The organism is Homoserinibacter sp. YIM 151385, from assembly GCF_027912415.1.
Lineage (GTDB): Bacteria > Actinomycetota > Actinomycetes > Actinomycetales > Microbacteriaceae > Schumannella.
In genome coordinates this window covers 1,484,790-1,504,466 of sequence record NZ_CP115175.1, presented here as the reverse complement: position 1 = coordinate 1,504,466, position 19,677 = coordinate 1,484,790, and the positions used below count along the sequence as shown (strand labels likewise).

The following is a 19,677-nucleotide window of genomic DNA, read 5'->3' as shown; positions in this document are numbered from 1 at the left end:
CCGAACAGCACGGAGACCCCGCTCATGTCGATCACCGCGACCGAGATCCTCAGCCAGCCGCAGACCTGGCGTACCGCCCTCGAGCGCGTCGAGCACGCCCGCGAGCTCCTCGCCGCGCCCGGCGAGCGCATCCTCGTCATCGGCTGCGGCACCTCGGCCTTCGTCGCCGAGTCGCTCGCCTTCCTCCGCGAGGACGCCGGGCTCGGCGAGACCGACGCCGCCTACGCCTCCGAGCCGCACGGCCGCCGCGCCTACGACCGGGTCGTCGCGCTCTCGCGCTCGGGCACCACGACCGAGGTCATCGACGCGCTCCGCGCCCTCCCGGCCGGCACCCGCACGATCGCCGTCACCGGGGTCGCCGACTCGCCCGTCGCCGAGCTCGCCGACGACGTGCTCCTCCTCGACTTCGCCGACGAGGCCTCCGTCGTCCAGACCCGCTTCCCGACGACCTTCCTCATGCTCGTCCGCGCCGCCTTCGGCGAGGACGTCTCGGGCGTCGTCGAGCAGGCCGAGCGGGTGCTCGAGGCGCCGCTCGACCTCCCGGCTCCGCTCGGCGCGCTCGACCACTTCGTCTACCTCGGCACCGGCTGGACCTACGGCCTCGCCCAGGAGGCGGCGCTCAAGATCCGCGAGGCCGCGCAGGCCTGGTCCGAGTCCTACCCGCTGCTCGACTACCGCCACGGCCCGCTGGCGGTCGCGCACGAGGGCAGCCTCGTGTGGATGCTGGGGGCGGCCGACGAGAAGCTCGCCGAGCAGATCCGCGCCACGGGCGCCGTCGTGACGCTCGGCACCCTCGACCCGATCGTCGAGCTCGTGCAGGCGCAGCGCCTCGCGGTCGAGCTCGCCGCGAGCCGCGGCCTCGACCCCGACACCCCGCGCCACCTGACCCGCTCCATCATCCTGACCTGATCCGCCGCACCCCAGCACTCCAGCACCGCCGCACCGCCGCATCGCACCGACCACCCACCGCACCGAGGAGACCACCGTGACGACGCACCGCCTCCGCTCCATTCTGACGACGGCGACCGCGGCCGTCGCGATCGCCGCCCTCGCGGGCTGCACCGGGCAGCCGCAGGGCGCCCAGACGCTCGACGAGGACGCCGACGTCACCATCCAGTTCTGGACCGGCCAATCCGATGAGGCGCACAAGCTCCTCGCGGGGCTCGCGGCCGAGTTCGAGGAGGAGCACCCGAACGTCACGATCGACGTCTCCGAGGGCGCGTCGTCGACCGAGGAGCTGCTCCAGAAGCTCTCCGCCGGGTTCGCGAGCGGCAACTACCCCGACATGTCGTACGCCTTCGGATCCTGGGCCAGCCAGCTCGAGGCCTCGAAGCGCACGCTCGACATCACGGAGAAGACCGAGGAGCCGGAGCTCGCCTGGGACGAGTTCAGCGAGGCCGCCCGCGCGACGGTGCAGCCGACGGGCGACCGCACGATCGGCGTCCCCGCGCTCGTCGACAACATCTCCCTCATCTACAACAAGACCGTCTTCGACGAGGCCGGGGTCGACTACCCGACCGAGGACTGGACCTGGGACGACTTCCGCGAGGCCTCGTCGCAGCTCACCGACGAGGCGAACGGCACCTACGGCTACGCCTACTCGGTCTCGGGCTCCGAGGAGACGACCTGGCAGTTCTGGCCGCACCTGTGGCAGAACGGCGGCGCGATCCTCAGCGAGGACGGCACGACGGCCGAGTTCGCCTCGCAGGCCGGCGTCGACGCGCTCGAGAAGCTCCGCGTCATGGCGGTCGACGACCAGAGCGTCTACCTCGATCAGACCGACACGAAGTTCGCGCAGCTCTTCGCGGACGACCGCATCGGCATGATGACCTCGGGCCCCTGGCAGCTCTACGACCTCAACACGAAGGGCACCGACTACGGGGTGACGATCCTCCCGGGCACCGACGGCGACCACCAGACGGTCTCCGGTCCCGACATCTGGGCGCTCTTCGACCACCAGGACGCGAACCGCGAGTACTGGATCACCGAGTTCGCGACGTGGCTGACGGCCGCCGAGCAGGACGAGCGCTGGAACGTCGCCTACGGGAACCTCCCGCTCCGCTCGAGCGAGATCGAGTCGGACGCCTTCCGGGAGCAGGTCGAGGCGCTGCCGGGCCTCGACATCATGGCCGCGAACGGCGAGAACGCCATCCAGGCGCGTCCCACGGTCCCGGGCTACGTCGGGCTCTCGGAGTCGATCGCGAACGCGATCAGCGAGGTGCTGCAGGGCCAGGGCGATCCGAAGACGGCGCTCGAGGAGGCCGCGGCCGAGGCCGACGAGGCGCTCGCCGACTGAGGCCGGCTGCGGCCTGGCCCACGGGAGATCGAGCGACGAGGATGAGCACCATGACGATCCGGGAGCAGCGCGAGGATGTCGCGCCGGCCCCGCAGCCGGCCGGCCCCGCCCGGCGGGCCCCGCGAGGCGGGAGGACGCCGACGAGGCGCCGCTCCCGGATCGCGGTCCTCAGGGAGGATCTGGGCGCCTGGCTCTTCGTCCTCCCGGCGACGGTGCTCGTCCTCGGCCTCTCGATCTTCCCGGCGATCTGGGCGTTCATCCTCTCCCTCCAGGAGTGGGACGGCTTCACGGAGCCCGAGTTCGTGGGCGGCGAGAACTACGCGGAGCTCGTCACCGACGAGGACTTCTTCGCGGCCGTCCAGCACACCGGCCTCTACACGGCGCTCTTCGTGCCCATGTCGGTGCTCGCGGGCCTGTTCCTCGCCGTCGCGCTGAACCGCCGCATCCGGCTCATCGGGCTGTACCGCACCGCGATCTTCGTGCCCTTCGTCGCCTCGGCGGCGGCGACCGGCATCCTCTCCACCTACCTCTTCAGCCCGCAGTACGGGCTCGTCAACAACGTGCTGCGGAGCATCGGGCTCCCCGCGCAGAAGTGGCTCGAGGACCCCTCGCAGGCGATGCTCGTGATCGCGCTCATGTCGCTGTGGGGGCAGGCGGCCTTCACGACCGTCCTCTACCTCGCGGCGCTCCAGGACGTGCCGACCGAGCTGCTCGAGGCGGCCCGCCTCGACGGCGCGAACCGCTGGCAGGCGTTCTGGCGGGTGGTGTGGCCGCAGCTGGCCCCCGTCACCATCTTCACGACCATCTGGCAGACGATCGGCGCGATCCAGCTCTTCGACCTCGTCTACACGACGACCCGCGGCGGCCCCCTGGATGCGACGAAGACGATCGTCTACTACCTCTGGGAGCAGGCCTTCCGGAAGCTCGAGTTCGGCTACGGCTCGGCGGTCGCGTACGCGCTGTTCGGCCTGACCCTGCTCATCACGATCGGCGTCGTCGTGTACTCGCGGCGCCGCGGGATGGAGGCCTTCTAGTGACCGCGATCCTCGACCGCGCCGCGAGCGCGGGGACCCAGGCGGCGGCGGGCCCGCGCGGCGACCGCCGACGGCGTCGGCGCCCGAGCGGCTGGCACCTCGTGCTCGCGCCGATCGCGCTGCTGTTCGTCATCCCCTTCTTCCAGATGTTCATGGCGGCGCTCTCGCCCGCCGAGGAGCTCATCGCCTTCCCGCCGCCCTTCATCCCCTCGCGGCTCTCGCTCGACGGCTTCGTCGCGCTGTTCACGACGACGGACGTGCTGACCTGGCTCCTCAACACGGTCATCGTGTCGGGCTCGGCGATCGCCTCCCACCTCATCCTGTGCTCGCTCGCCGGCTACGGCTTCGCGCGGCTGCGCTTCCACGGCCGCACGGTCGGCATCTTCGCGATCATCGCGACGATCATGATCCCGACGCAGCTGCTCATGATCCCGACCTACATCCTGTTCGCCCGCCTCGGCCTCATCGACGGGCTGGGCGCGGCGATCGTGCCGTGGCTCGCGAGCGCCTTCGGCATCTTCCTCATGCGGCAGTTCTTCCTCTCGATCCCGATGGAGATCGAGGAGGCGGGGCGCATCGACGGCGCGAACCGCTGGCAGGTCTTCTGGCATCTGGTGCTGCCGCTCGCGAAGCCCGCGCTCGCGACGCTCGCGATCTTCACGCTCCTGAGCTCCTGGAACGACCTCGTCTGGCCGCTCATCGCGATCAACAACGAGGACGCCTTCACCCTCCAGCTCGGCCTCGCGCACTTCCAGAGCACGCGCCGCACCCAGTGGGAGCTGCTCATGGCGGGCAACGTGGCGGCGACGCTGCCGCTCATCCTGTTCTTCCTCGTCGCGCAGAAGCAGTTCGTGCAGACGATGACGCTCTCGGGGCTCAAGGGATGAGCGCGAGCCCGGTGCTCGTCGTCGGCGATGCGAACCTCGACCTCATCCTCCGCGGGGATGTCGTGCCGCGCTTCGGGCAGGCCGAGCAGCTCCTCGAGGCGGCCGATCTGGTCCTCGGCGGGAGCGCCGCGATCGTGGCGTGCGGGCTCGCGCGGCTCGGGGTGCCGACGCGCCTCGCGGCGGTCGTCGGCGATGACGAGTTCGGCCGGGCGACGCTCGCGGCGCTCGCCGCGGCGGGCGTCGACACGAGCGCGATCCGGGTCGACCCGGCGGTGCCGACGGGGATCTCGGTGATCCTCTCGGCGGGCGACCGCGCCATCCTCACGCTCCCGGGCGCCATCCCGACGCTGCGGCCGGAGGACGTCGTCCTCGCCGACGCGCGCTGGGTGCACGTCGCCTCCCCCTTCCTCATGCCGGCCTTCACGCGCGAGCTGCCGGCGGTGCTCGGGCGGGCGCGGGATGCGGGCCTCGGCACGAGCCTCGACACGAACTGGGATCCCGAGGAGCGCTGGGCGCAGGTCGCGCCCGCGCTGCCGCTCGTCGACGTGCTGCTGCCGAACGGGGCGGAGCTCGCGGCGCTCTCGGCGGTCGCCGACCTGCCGGGCGCGGGCGTGCGCGTCGTCGTGAAGGAGGGCGCGGCGGGCGGCTCCTCGATCGCCCCCGACGGCACGCGCGTCTCGGCGCCCGGTCTCGCGCTGGGGGTCGTCGACACGACGGGCGCGGGCGACAGCTTCGACGCGGGCTATCTCGCGGCGGTGGCCCACGGTGTCGAGGAGGAGGCCGAGCGCGTCCGCTGGGCGGCCGTCGCGGGCTCGCTCTCGACCCGCGGCCCCGGCGGCACGGGAGCCCAGGCGGACCTCGACGAGCTGCGCGCGCACGCGTGATCGCGGTCCTGCTCCCGAGCCCCGCGCTCGATGTGACCTACCTCCTCGACGCGGTCGAGGAGGGGTCGATCCACCGTCCGCGCGAGGTCCTGCGGCTGCCCGGTGGCAAGGGGCTCAACCTCGCGCGGGCGGCGGCGCAGCTGGGCGAGCGGGCCGCGGTCGTGGCCGCGCTCGGCGGGCACACGGGGGCGCTCGTCGCGGAGCTCGCGCGCGCCGCCGGCGTCGAGCTGCACGCCGTGCCGAGCGCGGCCGAGACGCGCAGCTGCATCACGGCGGCGGCCGGCGACGACGGGCGGCTGACCGAGTTCTACGAGCCCTCGGGCGTGTCGGCCGCGGAGCTCGACGCCGCCGTCGAGCGCCTCGCGCGGCTCCCCGACGACGGCTGGACGGTCGTGACCGGCAGCGTCCCGGCGGGCGCCGACCTCGACCGCCTCGCGGCCGTGCTCCGCGGGCGCTCCCGGGTGGCGCTCGACACGCACGGCGAGGCGCTGCGGCATCTGGTGGGCGGGGCTCGTCCGGCGCTCGTGAAGGTCAATCTGGCGGAGGCGGCGGGGCTCGTCGAGGCGCCCGACGCCGGGACCGCGGTCGCGGCGATCCGCGCCCTCGGCGTCCCGGCGGCGGTCGTGACGGACGGCGCCCGAGGGGCGGCGGCCGCGGACCCGACGGGCGCCTGGATCGCGGCGCCGCATCCCGAGACGGGCCGCTTCCCGGTGGGCAGCGGCGACAGCTTCCTCGCCGGACTCCTCGTGGGACTGGGCGGGGGCGGCGAGCTGGGCGCGGCGCTCGAGCTCGCGAGCGCGGCCGGGGCGGCGAACGCGCAGTCGCCGGGCGCGGCGCGCTTCTCGCCCGAGGCGCTCGCGGCGGCCCGCGCGGCGACCGCCATCCGTACCGCCTGAGGGCCGCGGATCGCGATCACGTCACACGATCGCAACACACGATCAGGAATCATGATCGGAACGCTCACTCTGATGATCGTTTGTTGCGCGTTCGGGAGCCCCCGGCGACGATTCGAACACCCTCATCGACGAGGCGGATGGCATCGCCGTCGCGTCGACTCCCTGCAACCGCGAGAGGATCGCACCCCATGCACAGCCCGCAGCACCCGATCCATCCCACCCGCAGCGCCCGTCGCGAGACGATCCATCGCAGCGCCGTCACTCGCAGCGCCCGTCGCGAGACGATCCATCGCAGCGCCGTCACTCGCAGCGCCCGTCGCGAGACGATCCATCGCAGCGCCGTCACTCGCAGCGCCCGTCGCGAGACGATCCATCGCAGCGCCGTCACCCGCAGCGCCCTCCGCCGCACCGCCCTCGCCGCCGTCGGCGCGCTCGGCGTCGCCGTGCTCGTCGCCGGCTGCTCCGGCGGCCCCGGCCCGGCCGAGCCGTCCGCCTACGAGAAGGCGCCCGCCGACCTCGAGGCGAGCATCACCTACGCCTTCTGGGATGCGAGCCAGCAGGAGGCCGTGCAGGCCAACATCGACGCCTTCAACGAGGAGTACCCGAACATCGAGGTCAACCTCGACGTGACCCCGTGGGAGACCTACTGGACGAAGATCCAGACGCAGGCCTCGAGCAACACCCTCCCCGACCTGTTCTGGCTCAACGGCCCCAACTTCCAGCTCTACGCCTCGAACGGCAAGGTCGAGCCGATCGACGGCATCGTCGAGGCCGGCGACATCGATCCCGCGAACTATCCCGAGGCGCTCGTCGACCTCTACCAGCTCGACGACGTGCAGTACGGGGTGCCGAAGGACTTCGACACCATCGGCCTCTGGTACAACCGCGAGCTGCTCGAGGAGGCGGGGGTCGAGGAGCCGAGCGCCGACTGGACCTGGGAGGACCTCCAGGAGGCCGCGCAGACGGTCTCCGACGAGCTCGGGGACCAGGGCGTCTACGGCGTCGCGGCCGGCATGGACGGCCAGACCACCTACTACGACACCATCTTCCAGGCGGGCGGCGAGGTCATCTCGGAGGACGGCACGACCTCCGGCTACGACAGCCCGGAGGCGCAGGCCGGCATCCAGCTCTGGGCCGACCTCATCGCCTCGGGCGCCTCGCCCTCGATGCAGCAGCTCACCGACACCCCGGCCGACCAGTGGTTCACCTCCGGCAAGGTCGCCATGTACTCCGGCGGCAGCTGGTTCCGCGGCGCCGTCGGCGCGAGCGACATCGAGGATGCCGTCGGCGCCGCGCCGCTGCCCCGCGGCGAGGAGCAGGCGACCGTCATCCACGGCGTCGCGAACGCGGTCGCCGCGAACAGCAAGGAGAAGCAGGCCGCGCAGGCGCTCCAGGTCTTCCTCGCCAGCGAGGAGGCGCAGCGCCAGCAGGGCGATGCGGGCTCCATCATCCCCGCCTTCACCGGCACGCAGGACGCCTTCGTCGGCTCGCTCCCGGGCGCCGACCTCCAGGTCTTCCTGGATGCCGTCGATTACGCGAGGCCGCTCCCGGTGTCGAAGAACAGCGCCGCGTGGAACGCGCTCGAGGCGGAGCTGCTGCCCGAGGCGTTCTCCGGCGAGCGGCCGGTCGCCGAGGTGACCGCCGAGCTCGCGGAGCAGATGACGGCGCTCCTCGCGAAGGAATGAGCGGCGTGCAGACCGGGCCGGGCGTCTTCGCGGGCGCCCGGCCGGGCCGCGCCCGGCCGGCCCGGGACGCGCGGCGTCGCGGCGGCGAGGCGGCCGCCCGCCGCCGCGACGGCGCCTGGCCCTGGCTCTTCGTCCTCCCACTCTTCACCGGCATCGCGGTCTTCTACCTCGTCCCGATCGCGCAGACCCTCTTCTACTCCTTCACGGAGTGGGGCGTCTTCGGCGGCTGGACCTTCGCCGGCCTCGACAACTACGCCCGCCTGCTCTCCGGCCGGGAGCTCCTCCCGGCGCTCGGCAACACGCTCCTCTACACGGGGATCGTGCTGCTCGGCATCCCGATCGCGGTCTGGCTCGCGAGCCTGCTCAACACGCCGGGGCTCCGCTTCGCGAGCCTCTACCGCGTCCTCTTCTTCCTGCCCTACATCGCGATGCCGACGGCGGTCGCGATGGTGTGGCGCATGATCTTCAACGGCGACTACGGGATCGTGAACTGGCTGCTCTCGCTCGTCGGGATCGACGGGCCCTACTGGATCTCGACCCCCGGCATCGCGATGGGCGCGGTCGCGGTCGTGGGGCTGTGGTCCTCGATCGGCTTCGCGCTCATCGTGCTGCGCGCGGGCCTCAAGAACATCCCCGAGGAGCTCTACGAGGCGGCCGAGATCGACGGCGCGAGCCCGTGGCGCCGGTTCCGGGCGATCACGGTGCCGCTGCTGACGCCGAGCATCTTCTTCGTGCTCGTCATCACGATCATCTCGAGCTTCCAGCTCTTCGATCTGCTCTACGCGATCCTCGGCAGCCGCAACCCGATCCTGCCGAAGTCGATGTCGCTCGTGTTCCTCTTCTACCAGGCGGGCTTCGTCGACGGCGAGAAGGGCTTCGCGGCGGCCGTCGCGATGTTCATCCTCGTGCTCATCGGGCTCGTGACGCTCGTGCAGTTCCGGCTCCAGCGGAGGTGGGTCCATGAGTGAGGCGATCAGGCCGACCCGGCTGCGCCGCCGCGGCCGCCGGGGCTCCCACGTCATCCCGCACCTCGTGCTCGCGACGGGCGGCCTGCTCATGGCCTTCCCCTTCGTCTGGCAGCTCGTCATGTCGCTCTCGACGAACGCCGAGGTGCAGTCGCTCGTGCCGGTCTTCTGGCCGGCCGAGCTGCAGTGGCAGAACTACGCGACCGTCTTCGAGCGGCTGCCGTTCCTCGACCAGCTGCGGACCTCGGTCGTCATCACCGTCATCCGCACCCTCGCGCAGATCCTGCTGTGCACGCTGGCGGGCTACGCCTTCGCGCGGATGCGGTTCCGGGGCCGGGGCGTGCTGCTCGCGCTGACGCTGTCGATCCTCATGGTGCCCTCGCAGGTGTACCTCATCTCGCAGTACCAGATCGTGCAGGGCCTGGGATGGCTCGACTCGATCGCGGGGATCGTCGCGCCCGGCCTGTTCAGTGCCTTCGGCACCTTCCTCATGCGCACCGCGTTCCTCAACCTGCCGCCGGAGCTCGAGGAGGCGGCGCGCCTCGACGGCGCCTCGCCGATCCGGATCTTCTGGAGCGTCATGCTGCCGCTGGCGCGACCCAGCATCAGCGTGCTCGCGATCACGGCCGCGCTGTGGTCGTGGAACGAGCTGCTCTGGCCGCTCGTCGTGTCGACCTACCAGACGCAGATGCCGCTCTCGGCGGGGCTCGCGACGCTCGTGAGCGACCGCAACAACACCGACTACCCCGTGATCATGGCGGCGTCCATGCTCGCCATGGCCCCGATCCTGCTCCTCTTCATCGTGCTCCAGCGGCGCGTGATCGACGGGCTCGCCTTCTCGGGGCTGAAGTGAGCCGGGACCCCGGCTCGGATGGGTGAGGATGGACCCGTGCGCACCACCCCTCCGCTGCTCGCCGCAGCCGGCCTCCTGCTCGTCGCGGCCATGACGGCCTGCACCGCCTCGCCCGCGCCGGACCCGGCTGCGAGCCGGTCCGCGCTCGACACGGACGGGCCCGACTTCCCCTTCGTCGACGCGGGCGAGTCGGGTGTCGAGATCGCCGACGGCGACGACTGGAGCATGCCGGAGTGGGTGCGTCCGGCCGCGAACTCCGGCTACTTCTCGGAGGAGGCGTCGACCGGCGACCGCGTGCACGTGCGGAGCGTCGACGTGAGCTGGCGCCAGATCCAGCCGACCGCGGGCGGCGAGCTCGAGCGCACCGAGCCGGGCGAGGCGCAGGGGCTCTCCTTCGGCTCCCTCGACGCGCAGCTGGAGGACGAGGCGCCGTTCTGGATGCGGATCTTCGCGAGCGGCGAGGACTGGGCGCCCGAGTGGGTCGCCGAGGAGTGCGGCGTCTCGAGCTACGGACCCGACTACGACGGCCAGCGCCACCTCCCCATCTGGGACGAGTGCGTGTGGGGTCACCTCATGGACACCTACCGGAAGGTGTTCGTCGACGCGGGCCTCGCCGCCGACCCGCGGCTCGTCATGGTCTACGTGCCCGGCGCCTTCACCTGGGCCGAGTACGACTACGAGATGGTGGATGCCGCGGTCGAGTCCGGCGACCTCGACTGGGCGACCTACCGCGCCTGGTACGACCACGCGTGGACCGACCTCGTCGAGCTGTTCGGCGAGCACGCGAAGAAGCTCGTCTTCACGGGCGAGGACTACCCCTTCGGCCCCTTCGGCGAGGACGACGACCTCCTCGCGCAGGAGGCGGTCGAGGCCGGCATGGGAATCCGCACCGGCATCACGGAGCTGCCGAACTTCCACCTCAGCGAGGCGCCCGCCTACGGCTCCCGCATCCAGCCGGACGGCCACATGGTCGTCGACGACTCGCTCCCGCTCCACGACGGCTCGTGGATCGTCGCGACCGAGAACGAGTGCTACACCGATTGCGGCTACCAGGCGGAGGATCCGTACTACTCGGTGCGGCAGTCGAACCTCAAGGCGCTGCAGCTGCGGATGAACTGGATCTACGTCGTCCCCGGCCCGTCGTACCTGGCCGAGTACCCCGAGCACTGGGACTGGGTGCGGCTCTCGATGGGCCAGCGGCCCGAGACCTCGCCGGATGCCTGGGCCGCCCTCCGGGACGCGGAGGACCGGTACTGGGATCGCGACGACGAGCTCGGCCGCTTCGCGGACGAGGCGGCGTGGGCGTCGCGGCCGTACGTCCGCAACCTCGAGCGCTGGCTCGTGCAGGTCGACGAGCCCGGCTCGGTCGCGCATCGCACCGAGGTCGACGCGCACCTCGAGGACATCGAGCCCGACAACGGGAACGCCTACGAGGGGCTCTCGACGGCGGTCGCCGAGGGGGACACGGGCTTCGCGCTCGACGTCGACGAGCGCTTCGCCGAGGCGGCGGGGGAGGGCCGGACCGTGCTCAAGGTCACCTACCTCGACGAGGGCGAGGGCGCGTTCGCGGTCGAGACGGCGGCGGGGGAGTCCGCGGCGGTCGAGCGCTCCGGCGCCGCGTCCGGCGAGGGCGAGTGGCGCACCGCCACCATCGCCCTCCCGGACGGCGCGCTCGGCGGCGGGCACCGCCTCCGCATCGCCCTCGCGGACGGCGCCGAGGACCTCGTGGTGCGCTTCGTGCGGCTCGTCCGCGTCGGCGGCTGACCGCCCGCCCGGAGCGCGCTCAGCCGCCCTGCTCGCGGCCCTCCCGCACCCGCACCGCGGTCTCGCCGACGGCGACCGCGACGAGGACGCCGCTCGCGACGAGACCGAGCGCGAGCGGGGTGAGGGCGGAGGCCGCCACCGCGGCCGCCGCGAGGGCGACCAGCCCGGCCAGGTGGGGCAGCATCCACCGGCGGGCGACGACGAAGCGGAACAGCAGCGTCCCGATCAGGAACAGCGCGGGGCCGCCGAGGATCGTCACGATCCCCGAGGGCGAGAGCTCGTGCGGGTGGGCGAGCACCTCCTTGTCGCCGACGCTCGTCAACACGATGCCGCCGATGACCGCGAGGTGGACGTAGGTGTAGGCCGTCCGCGCCAGCCGGCCCGGGCGGTCGGCCGCGGAGATCGCGGCCGAGCCCTCCCGCTCGCCGTGGTCGAAGTAGATCCACCACATCGCGGCCGCCGCGACGAAGGCGCTCGCGACCCCGGCGACCGCGGCCGGGGTGGACTCCGCGCCCGCGAACGCGAAGCCCGTCACGAGGAAGGTCTCGCCGAGCGCGATGAGCACGAAGAGCGCCGCCCGCTCCGCGAGATGGGCGCCGGAGAGATCCCAGGTCTCCGGCTTCGAGCGCCCGAGGCCCGGCGTGCGGAAGTCGACGGTCGCCGAGACGTACTCGACCGCGAGCGCGGCACCCCACATCGGCAGCTGGAAGGGGAGCGGCAGCAGCGCGCCGCCGATCCACAGGGCGCCACCCGCCGACTGCCAGACGAGCACGCGCACGAAGGTCCGCGCCGCCTCCCGGTCGTGGCGCCAGGTCGCGAGGATCATGACGACGGCCCGCAGCAGCTGCATCGCGACGTAGGTGAGCGCGAAAGCCCAGGCGCGATCGCCGAAGGCCTGCGTGATCGAGACGCTGAGCACGAGCGCCAGGAGCGCCAGGGCGATGACGGCGGAGCGGACGGGGAGCCGGCGCGGGTCGAGCCAGTTCGTGAGCCAGGTGGTCGAGATCCACACCCACCAGAGCGCGCACACCATGATCGCGCCCTCGAGCGCGCCGAGCGGCGTCGACTCCGTCGAGAGGTAGGCGCTGAGCTGCGTGAGCGCGAAGACGAAGATGAGGTCGAAGAAGAGCTCCACGAAGGCGACGCGCTCGCGCCCCTCGCCGTCGTCGGGTCGCGTGAGGTCGCGGCGGAAGCCGAATGCCATGCGCTGATCCTGGCACCCGGCGGCCGCCGCTAGCGTGAGGACATGACCGCGCCCTGGCTCGTCGCCATCGACCTCCAGCACGTCTTCGCCGATCCGGCGTCCCCGTGGGGGTCGCCCGACTACCCGACGGCCGCCGCCGGGGTCGAGCGGCTGCTGCCGGCCTTCGCGGGGCGGACGGTGCTCACCCGCTTCGTCGCCCCGGCCTCCCCGGCCGGGGCGTGGGTGCCGTACTACCGCGACTGGCCCTTCGCCCTCGTCGGCGACGACGACCCCCTCTACGCGCTGACGGCGCCCTTCGACGCGGTCGAGGCCCGCATCGAGACCCGCGAGACCTTCGGCAAGTGGGATGCCGGCCTCGCAGCCGCGGTCGACGGCGCCGACGAGATCGTGCTGGCCGGCGTCGCGACCGACTGCTGCGTGCTCTCGACCGCGCTCGCCGCGGCGGATGCCGGGGTCCGGGTGCGCATCCCCGTCGACGCCTGCGCGGGCGGCACGCGCGAGGACCACGATCGCGCCCTCGCCGCGATGTCGCTCTACGCGCCGCTCATCGAGCTGACGAGCGTCGACGAGCTGCTCGCCGGCTGACCCGCCGGGTGAGTTTCTCCGCATTCGCCGCACGGATCCTCGCGGCGCTCGCGGAGAAAAGCACCTCTCAGGGCGCAAGGTCCTCGGCGGCGTCCTCGGGCGTGATCCCGGGCTCGACTCGGGGGCGAGGCGCGCTAGACTCGGCACATCGCGACTGGCGTTCGGATGGGTCACCATCAGGGAGCGATTTCACGGAGCGTGGCCGTACGCCTGGGCCGCGCGACACCCCGTGACGAACCACCCCAGAAGGGAACGCCCGTGTCTGCTGGATCCTCCACCTTCAACGCCCCGCTCAGCGAGGTCGATCCCGAGATCGCCGCCGTCCTCGAGCAGGAGCTCGGCCGCCAGCGCTCGACCCTCGAGATGATCGCCTCCGAGAACTTCGTGCCGCGTGCCGTCCTCGAGGCGCAGGGCTCGGTCCTCACGAACAAGTACGCCGAGGGCTACCCGGGCCGCCGCTACTACGGCGGCTGCGAGTTCGTCGACGTCGCGGAGTCGCTCGCGATCGAGCGCGCGAAGTCGCTGTTCGGCGCCGCCTACGCGAACGTCCAGCCGCACTCCGGCGCCTCCGCCAACGCGGCCGTCCTCAGCGCGATCGCCCAGCCCGGCGACCGCATCCTCGGCCTCGAGCTCGCCCACGGCGGCCACCTCACGCACGGCATGAAGCTCAACTTCTCCGGCAAGCTCTACGAGGCGCACGCCTACGGGGTCGACCCCGAGACCTTCCTCGTCGACATGGACGTCGTGCGCGACACGGCGCGCGAGCTGCGGCCCCAGGTGATCATCGCCGGCTGGTCGGCGTACCCCCGACAGCTCGACTTCGCGGCCTTCCGCGAGATCGCCGACGAGGTGGGCGCGAAGCTCTGGGTCGACATGGCGCACTTCGCGGGCCTCGTCGCGGCAGGCCTCCACCCCTCGCCGGTGCCCTACGCGGACGTCACCTCCTCGACCGTCCACAAGACGATCGGCGGTCCCCGCTCCGGCTTCATCCTCACGAACGACCTCGACACCCAGAAGAAGCTCAACTCGAACGTCTTCCCGGGGCAGCAGGGCGGCCCGCTCATGCACGTCATCGCGGCGAAGGCGACCGCCTTCAAGCTCGCGGCCGAGCCGGAGTTCGCCGACCGCCAGGAGCGCACCCTCCGCGGCGCGAAGCTCCTCGCCGAGGCGCTCACCTCGGATGCCGCGAAGGCCGGCGGCGTCGACGTCCTCACGGGCGGCACCGACGTCCACCTCGTGCTCGCGGACCTGCGCAACAGCCCCCTCGACGGCAAGCAGGCCGAGGACCGCCTCCACGAGGTCGGCATCACGGTGAACCGCAACGCGGTGCCGTTCGACCCCCGCCCGCCGATGGTGACCTCGGGGGTCCGCATCGGCACCCCGGCGCTCGCGACGCGCGGCTTCGGGGATGCGGAGTTCGGCGAGGTCGCGGCGATCATCGCGGAGACCCTGTCGACGACGACTCCCGACGTGGCGGCGCTGCGCCGCCGGGTCGAGGCGCTCGCCCAGGCCTTCCCGCTCTACCCGGGCCTCAGCTCGCCCGGCTCCTGGAGCTGAGCCGCGTGAGCGCACAGCGCCTCGACGGCGTCGCGGCCGCGGCCGCCATCAAGGAGGAGCTGCGGGTCCGGGTGGCGGAGCTGCGCGCGCGCGGCGTCGTCCCCGGTCTCGGCACCCTCCTCGTCGGCGACGACCCGGCATCCCGCAGCTACGTCACCGGCAAGCACCGCGACTGCGCGGAGGTGGGCGTCGAGTCGATCGGCGTCGAGCTCCCCGCCGACGCGACGGAGGCCGAGGTGCACGCCGCGATCGACGCGCTCAACGCCGACCCCGCCGTCACCGGCTACATCGTGCAGCTGCCGCTGCCGACGGGCATGGACGAGAACGCGGCGCTCGAGCGCATCGACCCCGACAAGGACGCCGACGGCCTCCACCCGACGAACCTCGGGCGGCTCGTGCTCGGCGTCGAGGGCGAGCTCGACTCGCCGCTGCCCTGCACGCCGGCGGGCGTCGTCGAGCTCATCGAGCGCAACGGCATCGAGATCGCCGGGAAGCACGTCGTGGTCATCGGCCGCGGGCTGACGGTCGGGCGGCCGCTCGGGCTCCTGCTCACCCGCAAGGGCGTCGACGCGACCGTGACGCTGACCCACTCGCGCACGCGCGACCTGGCCGCCGAGGTGCGCCGGGCCGACATCGTGGTCGCGGCGGTCGGCGTGCCGCACCTCGTGCAGGCGGACTGGGTGAAGCCCGGCGCGGTCGTGCTGGATGTCGGCGTCACCCGCGTCGGGACCACCGAGTCCGGCCGCGCGAAGCTCGCCGGCGACATCCACCCGGATGTCGCCTCCGTCGCGGGCTGGCTCTCGCCGAACCCTGGCGGGGTCGGGCCGATGACGCGGGCCCTGCTCGTGAAGAACGTCGTCGACCGCGCGAGCCGCGTGTAGGTCGCGGCCGCGCCACAGGTCAGGATCGAGCGCGTATTCGTCCCCCGTCGCGGAGGCGGGCGGTCGGCCCTACTTGGTCTCATTCGGGTGGCGGGTGTGCACCCGGATGAGGTGGACGGTCTTGGCTTCGACGTAGAACCAGATCCGCGCGCCGTTGACGAGCTCGAACTGCCGCTGTCGATGCGCAACGCCGGCGCGCACCACAGTGTCGAGCTCGCCTCGCAGCGAATGGCACCTCTCGTCCTCGCGGAGGGGCTCCCTCGTCAGGCTGTCCCAGGCATCGACGATGGCGTTTCGCTGAACGGCCAGGAGATCGTTCCAGCCGCGTTCCGCATCGCGACTCGCGAAGACGATTCGGTACTCGCTCTTCTTCGTCGGCCGTCGGACCTCGGACCCGCGACTCACGCGCTCGGGCGCCCGATCTCGATGTCATCGTCGACCCATTCGACCGAGTCGGTGCCCCATCCGGCAGCGACCGCTTCAGCAGTGCTCCGCCAGGCGGCGATCTCGGTGACGATCCGCTCGGGGCGATCGATGGCGAACGCGCCTCGCGCCGTCGCGATGATCTCCGCGGCGCACGTGGCCTGGTCGCCTTCGCTGAGCAGCTTGATCCACGGGAACGGAACCGCGAGCCGGTCGACGAGCGATTCGCGTTCGTCCAATGACACCGCGATCAGCTGGGCCGCGAGCTCGAACACGCGAGTCCGCAGATCGTCCTGCTCTTTCGTGCGAAGGACGAGCGTGGAGCCGTCGCGCCGGGTCACGTCGACCGGTCCGCGCTCGGCGGCCGCGAATACCACCCTCGGCTCACGTGAGAGCTCGGAGGACTGCACGGTCGTATGCGCCAGGGTATCCATGACCCCAGTCTATTCAGAACACGTTCTGAATGTCGAGCTACCGGTCGCGGCCCGCCCCGTCCGCGGGCCGCACCAGGAACACGTCGGGGATCCCGTAGCCGTGCTCGGCGAAGGCCCCGTCGATCGAGACCTGGAGCATCGACACCGCCTCGAGCGGCACGAGCGCGATCGCCGCGCCCCCGAAGCCGCCGCCCGTCATCCGCGCGCCGAGGGCCCCGGCCTGCAGCGCGGTCTCGACCGCGAGGTCGAGCTCGGGGACGCTGATCTCGAAGTCGTCGCGCATGGAGCGGTGGGAGGCGTCGAGCAGCTCGCCGATCGCGGTCGGGCCGTCGGCCTGCAGCGTCGCCACGGTGTCGAGCACGCGCTGGTTCTCCGTCACGATGTGCTTGACGCGCCGGTAGGTGATGTCGTCGAGCTCCGTCCGCGCGCGGTCGAGATCGTCGACCCCGAGGTCGCGGAGCGAGGCGACCCCGAGCGCGGCGGCGCCGGCTTCGCAGGAGGCGCGGCGCTCGCGGTAGCCGCCGGTCGCGTGGGCGTGGGTGACGCCGGTGTCGATGACCGCGATGGCGAGGCCCGCATCCGCCAGCCCGAGCGCCACGATCTCGGTGTCGAGCGTTCGGCAGTCGAGGAAGACCGCCGCGTCCGCGCGGCCGAGGAGGGAGGCGGACTGGTCCATGATGCCGGTGGGCGCGCCGACGGCCTCGTTCTCGGCGAGCCGACCGACCTGCGCGAGCTGCTGGCGCGTCAGCCCGAGCCGCCACACCTCGTCGAGCGCGACGGCGACCGCCGACTCGATCGCGGCGGAGGACGACAGGCCGGCGCCGACGGGCACGTCCGAGTCGATGAACAGGTCGACGCCCGGGACCGCCGCGAGGTCGGCGCCGTGCCGGCCGAGCGCCCACGCGACGCCGAGCGGGTACGCGGCCCAGCCGCTCACGGCCTCCGCGCTGAGCTCGGCGAGGGGGATCTCGGCGACCTCGTCGGCGAAGGTCGAGGCGACCCGGATGACGGCGTCGTCCCGCATCCCGAGCGCGACGACGGTGCGGCGGTCGATCGCGAAGGGCAGCACGAAGCCCTCGTTGTAGTCGGTGTGCTCGCCGATGAGGTTGACGCGGCCGGGCGCCGACCAGATCCCGTCGGGGGCGCGGCCGGTCCACTGCTCGAAGGCGGCCGCCACGTCGTCGCGGATGTCGTTCACCGGATCTCTCCCACGCGCTCGATGGCCTCCCGGATGGATGCCGCCTGCTGCTCCGGCGGGACGTCGCCGATCCAGGCGCCCATGGCCGCCTCCGATCCTGCCAGGTACTTGAGGCGGTCCGCTCCCCGACGGGGGCTCGTGAGCTGGAGGCTCAGCCGGACCCGATCCCGCGCCGCGTGCACGGGCGCCTGGTGCCAGGCCGCGATGTACGGGGTGGGGGTGTCGTAGAGCGCGTCGAGACCGCGCAGGACGCGGAGGTAGAGCGGGGCGAGCTCGTCGCGCTCGGCGTCGTCGAGTGCGGCGACGTCCGGCACGTGGCGGTGAGGGAGGAGGTGGACCTCGAGCGGCCAGCGCGCCGCGTACGGCACGTAGGCGGTGAAGTGCGCGCCGCGCAGCACGACGCGCTCGTCCGAGAGCTCGTGCTCGAGGAGCCGGTCGAAGAAGGCGGCGCCGAGCCCGGAGGCCTCGATCCGCTCGAGCAGCCGCTGCGTGCGCGGCGTGATGTACGGGTAGGCGTAGATCTGGCCGTGCGGGTGGTGGAGGGTGACGCCGATGGCCTCGCCGCGGTTCTCGAAGGGGAAGACCTGCTGGATGCCGGGGAGCGCCGAGAGCGCCTCGGTGCGGTGGGCCCACGCCTCGATGACGGTGCGGGCGCGGCTCGTGGTCTGGGTGCCGAAGGACCCGGCGTGATCGGGGCTGAAGCACACGACCTCGCAGCGGCCGACGGAGGTGCGGCGGCGGCCGAAGCCGAACTCGGCGAGGTCGTCGAGGCCGCGGGGGGCGTCGTCGGCGAGGGGGGCGTCGCCGCGCGCGCCGTCGCCCGCGAGCGCCGGACCGAAGCTCGGCGAGCGGTTCTCGAAGACGGCGACGTCGTAGCGGCTCGGCACCTCGCTCGGGTTCGCGGGCGTCTGCGGGGCGAGCGGGTCGAGCTCGGCGGGCGGCAGGTTGACGCGGTGCTGGCGGGCCGCCGCGATGGAGACCCAGTCCCCGGTGAGGACGTCCTGGCGCATGGTCGCCGTGGCGGGCCGGGCGTCGAGGGTGCGCGCGTCGACGGCGCGCTCGGGGCCGAGGGTCGTGTCGGCGTCGTCGAAGTAGAGCAGCTCGCGCCCGTCGGCGAGGGTCGTCGCCCGCACCGCGATTCCGGTCGTCATGGCTGTTACGATAACGAAACCGTTGCTTTCGTTTGCGAAGAAGTGCGAAAGCGCCGGAGACCCTAGGACCCGAGGGGAGTGCCGATGCCGGTCGAGCCGATGCCCGCCGAGCTCCGACGCGAACGCCTCGCGCGCCTCGTCGCCGAGCTCGGCTTCCTCCGCGTCGCCGACGCCGCGCTCGAGCTCGCGGTGAGTGCGGTGACGGTGCGCGCCGACCTCGCCGCGCTCGAGGGCGAGGGGCGCGTCCGCCGGGTGCACGGCGGCGCCATGCCGCTCTCACCGGGCGAGCGCGAGTCGAGCGTCGAGCGCTCGGCGGAGCGGGATGCCGCCCTCAAGCGCGCGATCGGGCGCCGGGCCGCGGGGCTCGTCGAATCCGGGAGCAGCATCCTGCTCGACGTCGGCTCCACCCCGCTCGCCGTGGCACACGCGCTCGTCGACCGGGCGCAGCGCGGCGAGCTCTCGGAGGTGACGGTGGTCACGAACGGCCTGTCGACGGCGCTCGCGCTCGAGCCGGCGATCCCGCGGCTGACGGTCGTCGTGACCGGCGGCACGCTGCGGCCGCTCCAGCACTCGCTCGTGAGCCCGGTCGCGCTGACGGTGCTCGAGGGGCTGCACGTCGACCTCGCGATCATCGGCGGCAACGGGGTGGATGCGCGCGGTCGCGTCACGAACGTGAACCTGCCCGAGGCGGAGGTGAAGCGGGCCATGCTCGCCTCGGCGGGGGCTGGCGTGCTCGTCGCGGACGCCTCGAAGTTCGGCGCGACGCATCTCGGCCGCATCGGCGAGCTCGCCGACTTCGCGACCCTCGTGACGGCGGGCCCGCCGGGCGAGCACCACGAGGCCGTGCTCGCCGCGGCCGCCGCCGCCGGCACTCGCATCCTCGCCGCCTGACCCGGCGCCCGCCTCCCGACTCCCGACTCCCGACTCCCGAGAGACACGTCTGCGGCGCGAGGGACGGTGCGCCGCGGCCGTCCACCGCA

19 protein-coding genes and 1 riboswitch are annotated in these 19,677 nt (G+C 72.7%); of the genes, 14 read left to right on the top strand and 5 right to left on the bottom strand.

The genetic code is table 11. From position 1 onward, the window contains the following. Window positions 1-24: 24 nt before the first annotated feature. The 10 genes from OF852_RS07335 (at window position 25) to OF852_RS07290 (ending at window position 11,264) form a co-directional block, all read left to right on the top strand. Entirely contained in the window at window positions 25-909 is an 885-nt protein-coding gene (locus tag OF852_RS07335) for an SIS domain-containing protein (RefSeq protein WP_271118524.1), read from the top strand. Window positions 910-985: 76 nt separating this feature from the next. Continuing rightward, window positions 986-2,296, top strand: a complete 1,311-nt coding sequence (locus OF852_RS07330; protein WP_271118523.1) for an extracellular solute-binding protein — start codon at window positions 986-988, stop codon at window positions 2,294-2,296. A gap of 50 nt (window positions 2,297-2,346) precedes the next feature. Continuing rightward, window positions 2,347-3,330, top strand: coding sequence for a carbohydrate ABC transporter permease (locus tag OF852_RS07325; RefSeq protein ID WP_271118522.1), 984 nt, complete (start codon window positions 2,347-2,349; stop codon window positions 3,328-3,330). After that, window positions 3,330-4,217: a carbohydrate ABC transporter permease gene (locus OF852_RS07320; RefSeq protein ID WP_271118521.1), complete on the top strand. Its 888-nt coding sequence runs from the start codon at window positions 3,330-3,332 to the stop codon at window positions 4,215-4,217. Before OF852_RS07325 ends, OF852_RS07320 begins: the two co-directional genes overlap by 1 nt. After that, window positions 4,214-5,101, top strand: coding sequence for a carbohydrate kinase family protein (locus OF852_RS07315; RefSeq protein WP_271118520.1), 888 nt, complete (start codon window positions 4,214-4,216; stop codon window positions 5,099-5,101). The genes OF852_RS07320 and OF852_RS07315 overlap by 4 nt, the downstream gene beginning before the upstream one ends. After that, window positions 5,098-5,997 carry a 1-phosphofructokinase family hexose kinase gene (locus tag OF852_RS07310; protein ID WP_271118519.1) on the top strand — a complete coding sequence of 300 codons (900 nt, stop codon included), beginning with the start codon at window positions 5,098-5,100 and terminating at the stop codon, window positions 5,995-5,997. The genes OF852_RS07315 and OF852_RS07310 overlap by 4 nt, the downstream gene beginning before the upstream one ends. Window positions 5,998-6,185: 188 nt before the next feature. Continuing rightward, window positions 6,186-7,682, top strand: coding sequence for an ABC transporter substrate-binding protein (locus OF852_RS07305; protein WP_271118518.1), 1,497 nt, complete (start codon window positions 6,186-6,188; stop codon window positions 7,680-7,682). Next, window positions 7,679-8,650, top strand: a complete 972-nt coding sequence (locus OF852_RS07300; protein ID WP_442908605.1) for a carbohydrate ABC transporter permease — start codon at window positions 7,679-7,681, stop codon at window positions 8,648-8,650. The genes OF852_RS07305 and OF852_RS07300 overlap by 4 nt, the downstream gene beginning before the upstream one ends. Beyond that, complete coding sequence (locus tag OF852_RS07295; protein ID WP_271118516.1) at window positions 8,643-9,500, top strand: carbohydrate ABC transporter permease; 858 nt, start codon at window positions 8,643-8,645, stop codon at window positions 9,498-9,500. Before OF852_RS07300 ends, OF852_RS07295 begins: the two co-directional genes overlap by 8 nt. A 36-nt stretch (window positions 9,501-9,536) precedes the next feature. After that, window positions 9,537-11,264, top strand: a complete 1,728-nt coding sequence (locus OF852_RS07290; protein ID WP_271118515.1) for a hypothetical protein — start codon at window positions 9,537-9,539, stop codon at window positions 11,262-11,264. Window positions 11,265-11,283: 19 nt separating this feature from the next. On the opposite strand, the gene OF852_RS07285 is transcribed toward OF852_RS07290, so the two are convergent. After that, the gene (locus OF852_RS07285) at window positions 11,284-12,468 is read right to left on the bottom strand and encodes a low temperature requirement protein A (RefSeq protein ID WP_271118514.1); all 1,185 of its coding nucleotides are present in this window, start codon (window positions 12,466-12,468) and stop codon (window positions 11,284-11,286) included. Between the two features lie 42 nt (window positions 12,469-12,510). Between OF852_RS07285 and OF852_RS07280 the strand changes: the two genes are divergently transcribed. The 3 genes from OF852_RS07280 (at window position 12,511) to OF852_RS07270 (ending at window position 15,491) form a co-directional block, all read left to right on the top strand. Continuing rightward, complete coding sequence (locus tag OF852_RS07280) at window positions 12,511-13,053, top strand: cysteine hydrolase family protein (protein ID WP_271118513.1); 543 nt, start codon at window positions 12,511-12,513, stop codon at window positions 13,051-13,053. A 140-nt stretch (window positions 13,054-13,193) separates the two neighbouring features. Further along, window positions 13,194-13,276: riboswitch (ZMP/ZTP riboswitch) on the top strand. A gap of 35 nt (window positions 13,277-13,311) precedes the next feature. Beyond that, window positions 13,312-14,610: a serine hydroxymethyltransferase gene (gene glyA / locus OF852_RS07275; protein WP_271118512.1), complete on the top strand. Its 1,299-nt coding sequence runs from the start codon at window positions 13,312-13,314 to the stop codon at window positions 14,608-14,610. 5 nt (window positions 14,611-14,615) lie between these two features. Then, window positions 14,616-15,491: a bifunctional methylenetetrahydrofolate dehydrogenase/methenyltetrahydrofolate cyclohydrolase gene (locus OF852_RS07270; RefSeq protein WP_271118511.1), complete on the top strand. Its 876-nt coding sequence runs from the start codon at window positions 14,616-14,618 to the stop codon at window positions 15,489-15,491. A gap of 69 nt (window positions 15,492-15,560) precedes the next feature. Here the strand turns inward: OF852_RS07270 and OF852_RS07265 are convergent, their stop codons facing one another. From OF852_RS07265 to galT, 4 genes are read right to left on the bottom strand one after another with little or no spacing between them, the layout of a single operon-like run. Next, window positions 15,561-15,896 carry a hypothetical protein gene (locus OF852_RS07265; RefSeq protein WP_271118510.1) on the bottom strand — a complete coding sequence of 112 codons (336 nt, stop codon included), beginning with the start codon at window positions 15,894-15,896 and terminating at the stop codon, window positions 15,561-15,563. After that, on the bottom strand, window positions 15,893-16,348 hold the full coding sequence (locus OF852_RS07260; protein WP_271118509.1) for a prevent-host-death protein: 456 nt from the start codon (window positions 16,346-16,348) through the stop codon (window positions 15,893-15,895). Before OF852_RS07260 ends, OF852_RS07265 begins: the two co-directional genes overlap by 4 nt. Before the next feature lie 37 nt (window positions 16,349-16,385). Next, window positions 16,386-17,546 (bottom strand): galactokinase, encoded by a 1,161-nt coding sequence (galK, locus tag OF852_RS07255; protein ID WP_442908604.1) that lies wholly within the window; start codon window positions 17,544-17,546, stop codon window positions 16,386-16,388. After that, window positions 17,543-18,697, bottom strand: a complete 1,155-nt coding sequence (gene galT, locus OF852_RS07250; protein WP_271118508.1) for a galactose-1-phosphate uridylyltransferase — start codon at window positions 18,695-18,697, stop codon at window positions 17,543-17,545. Before galT ends, galK begins: the two co-directional genes overlap by 4 nt. A gap of 84 nt (window positions 18,698-18,781) precedes the next feature. Here galT and OF852_RS07245 point away from each other — a divergent pair, with 84 nt between their 5' ends. Further along, window positions 18,782-19,588, top strand: a complete 807-nt coding sequence (locus OF852_RS07245; protein ID WP_271118507.1) for a DeoR/GlpR family DNA-binding transcription regulator — start codon at window positions 18,782-18,784, stop codon at window positions 19,586-19,588. Window positions 19,589-19,677 lie beyond the last annotated feature (89 nt).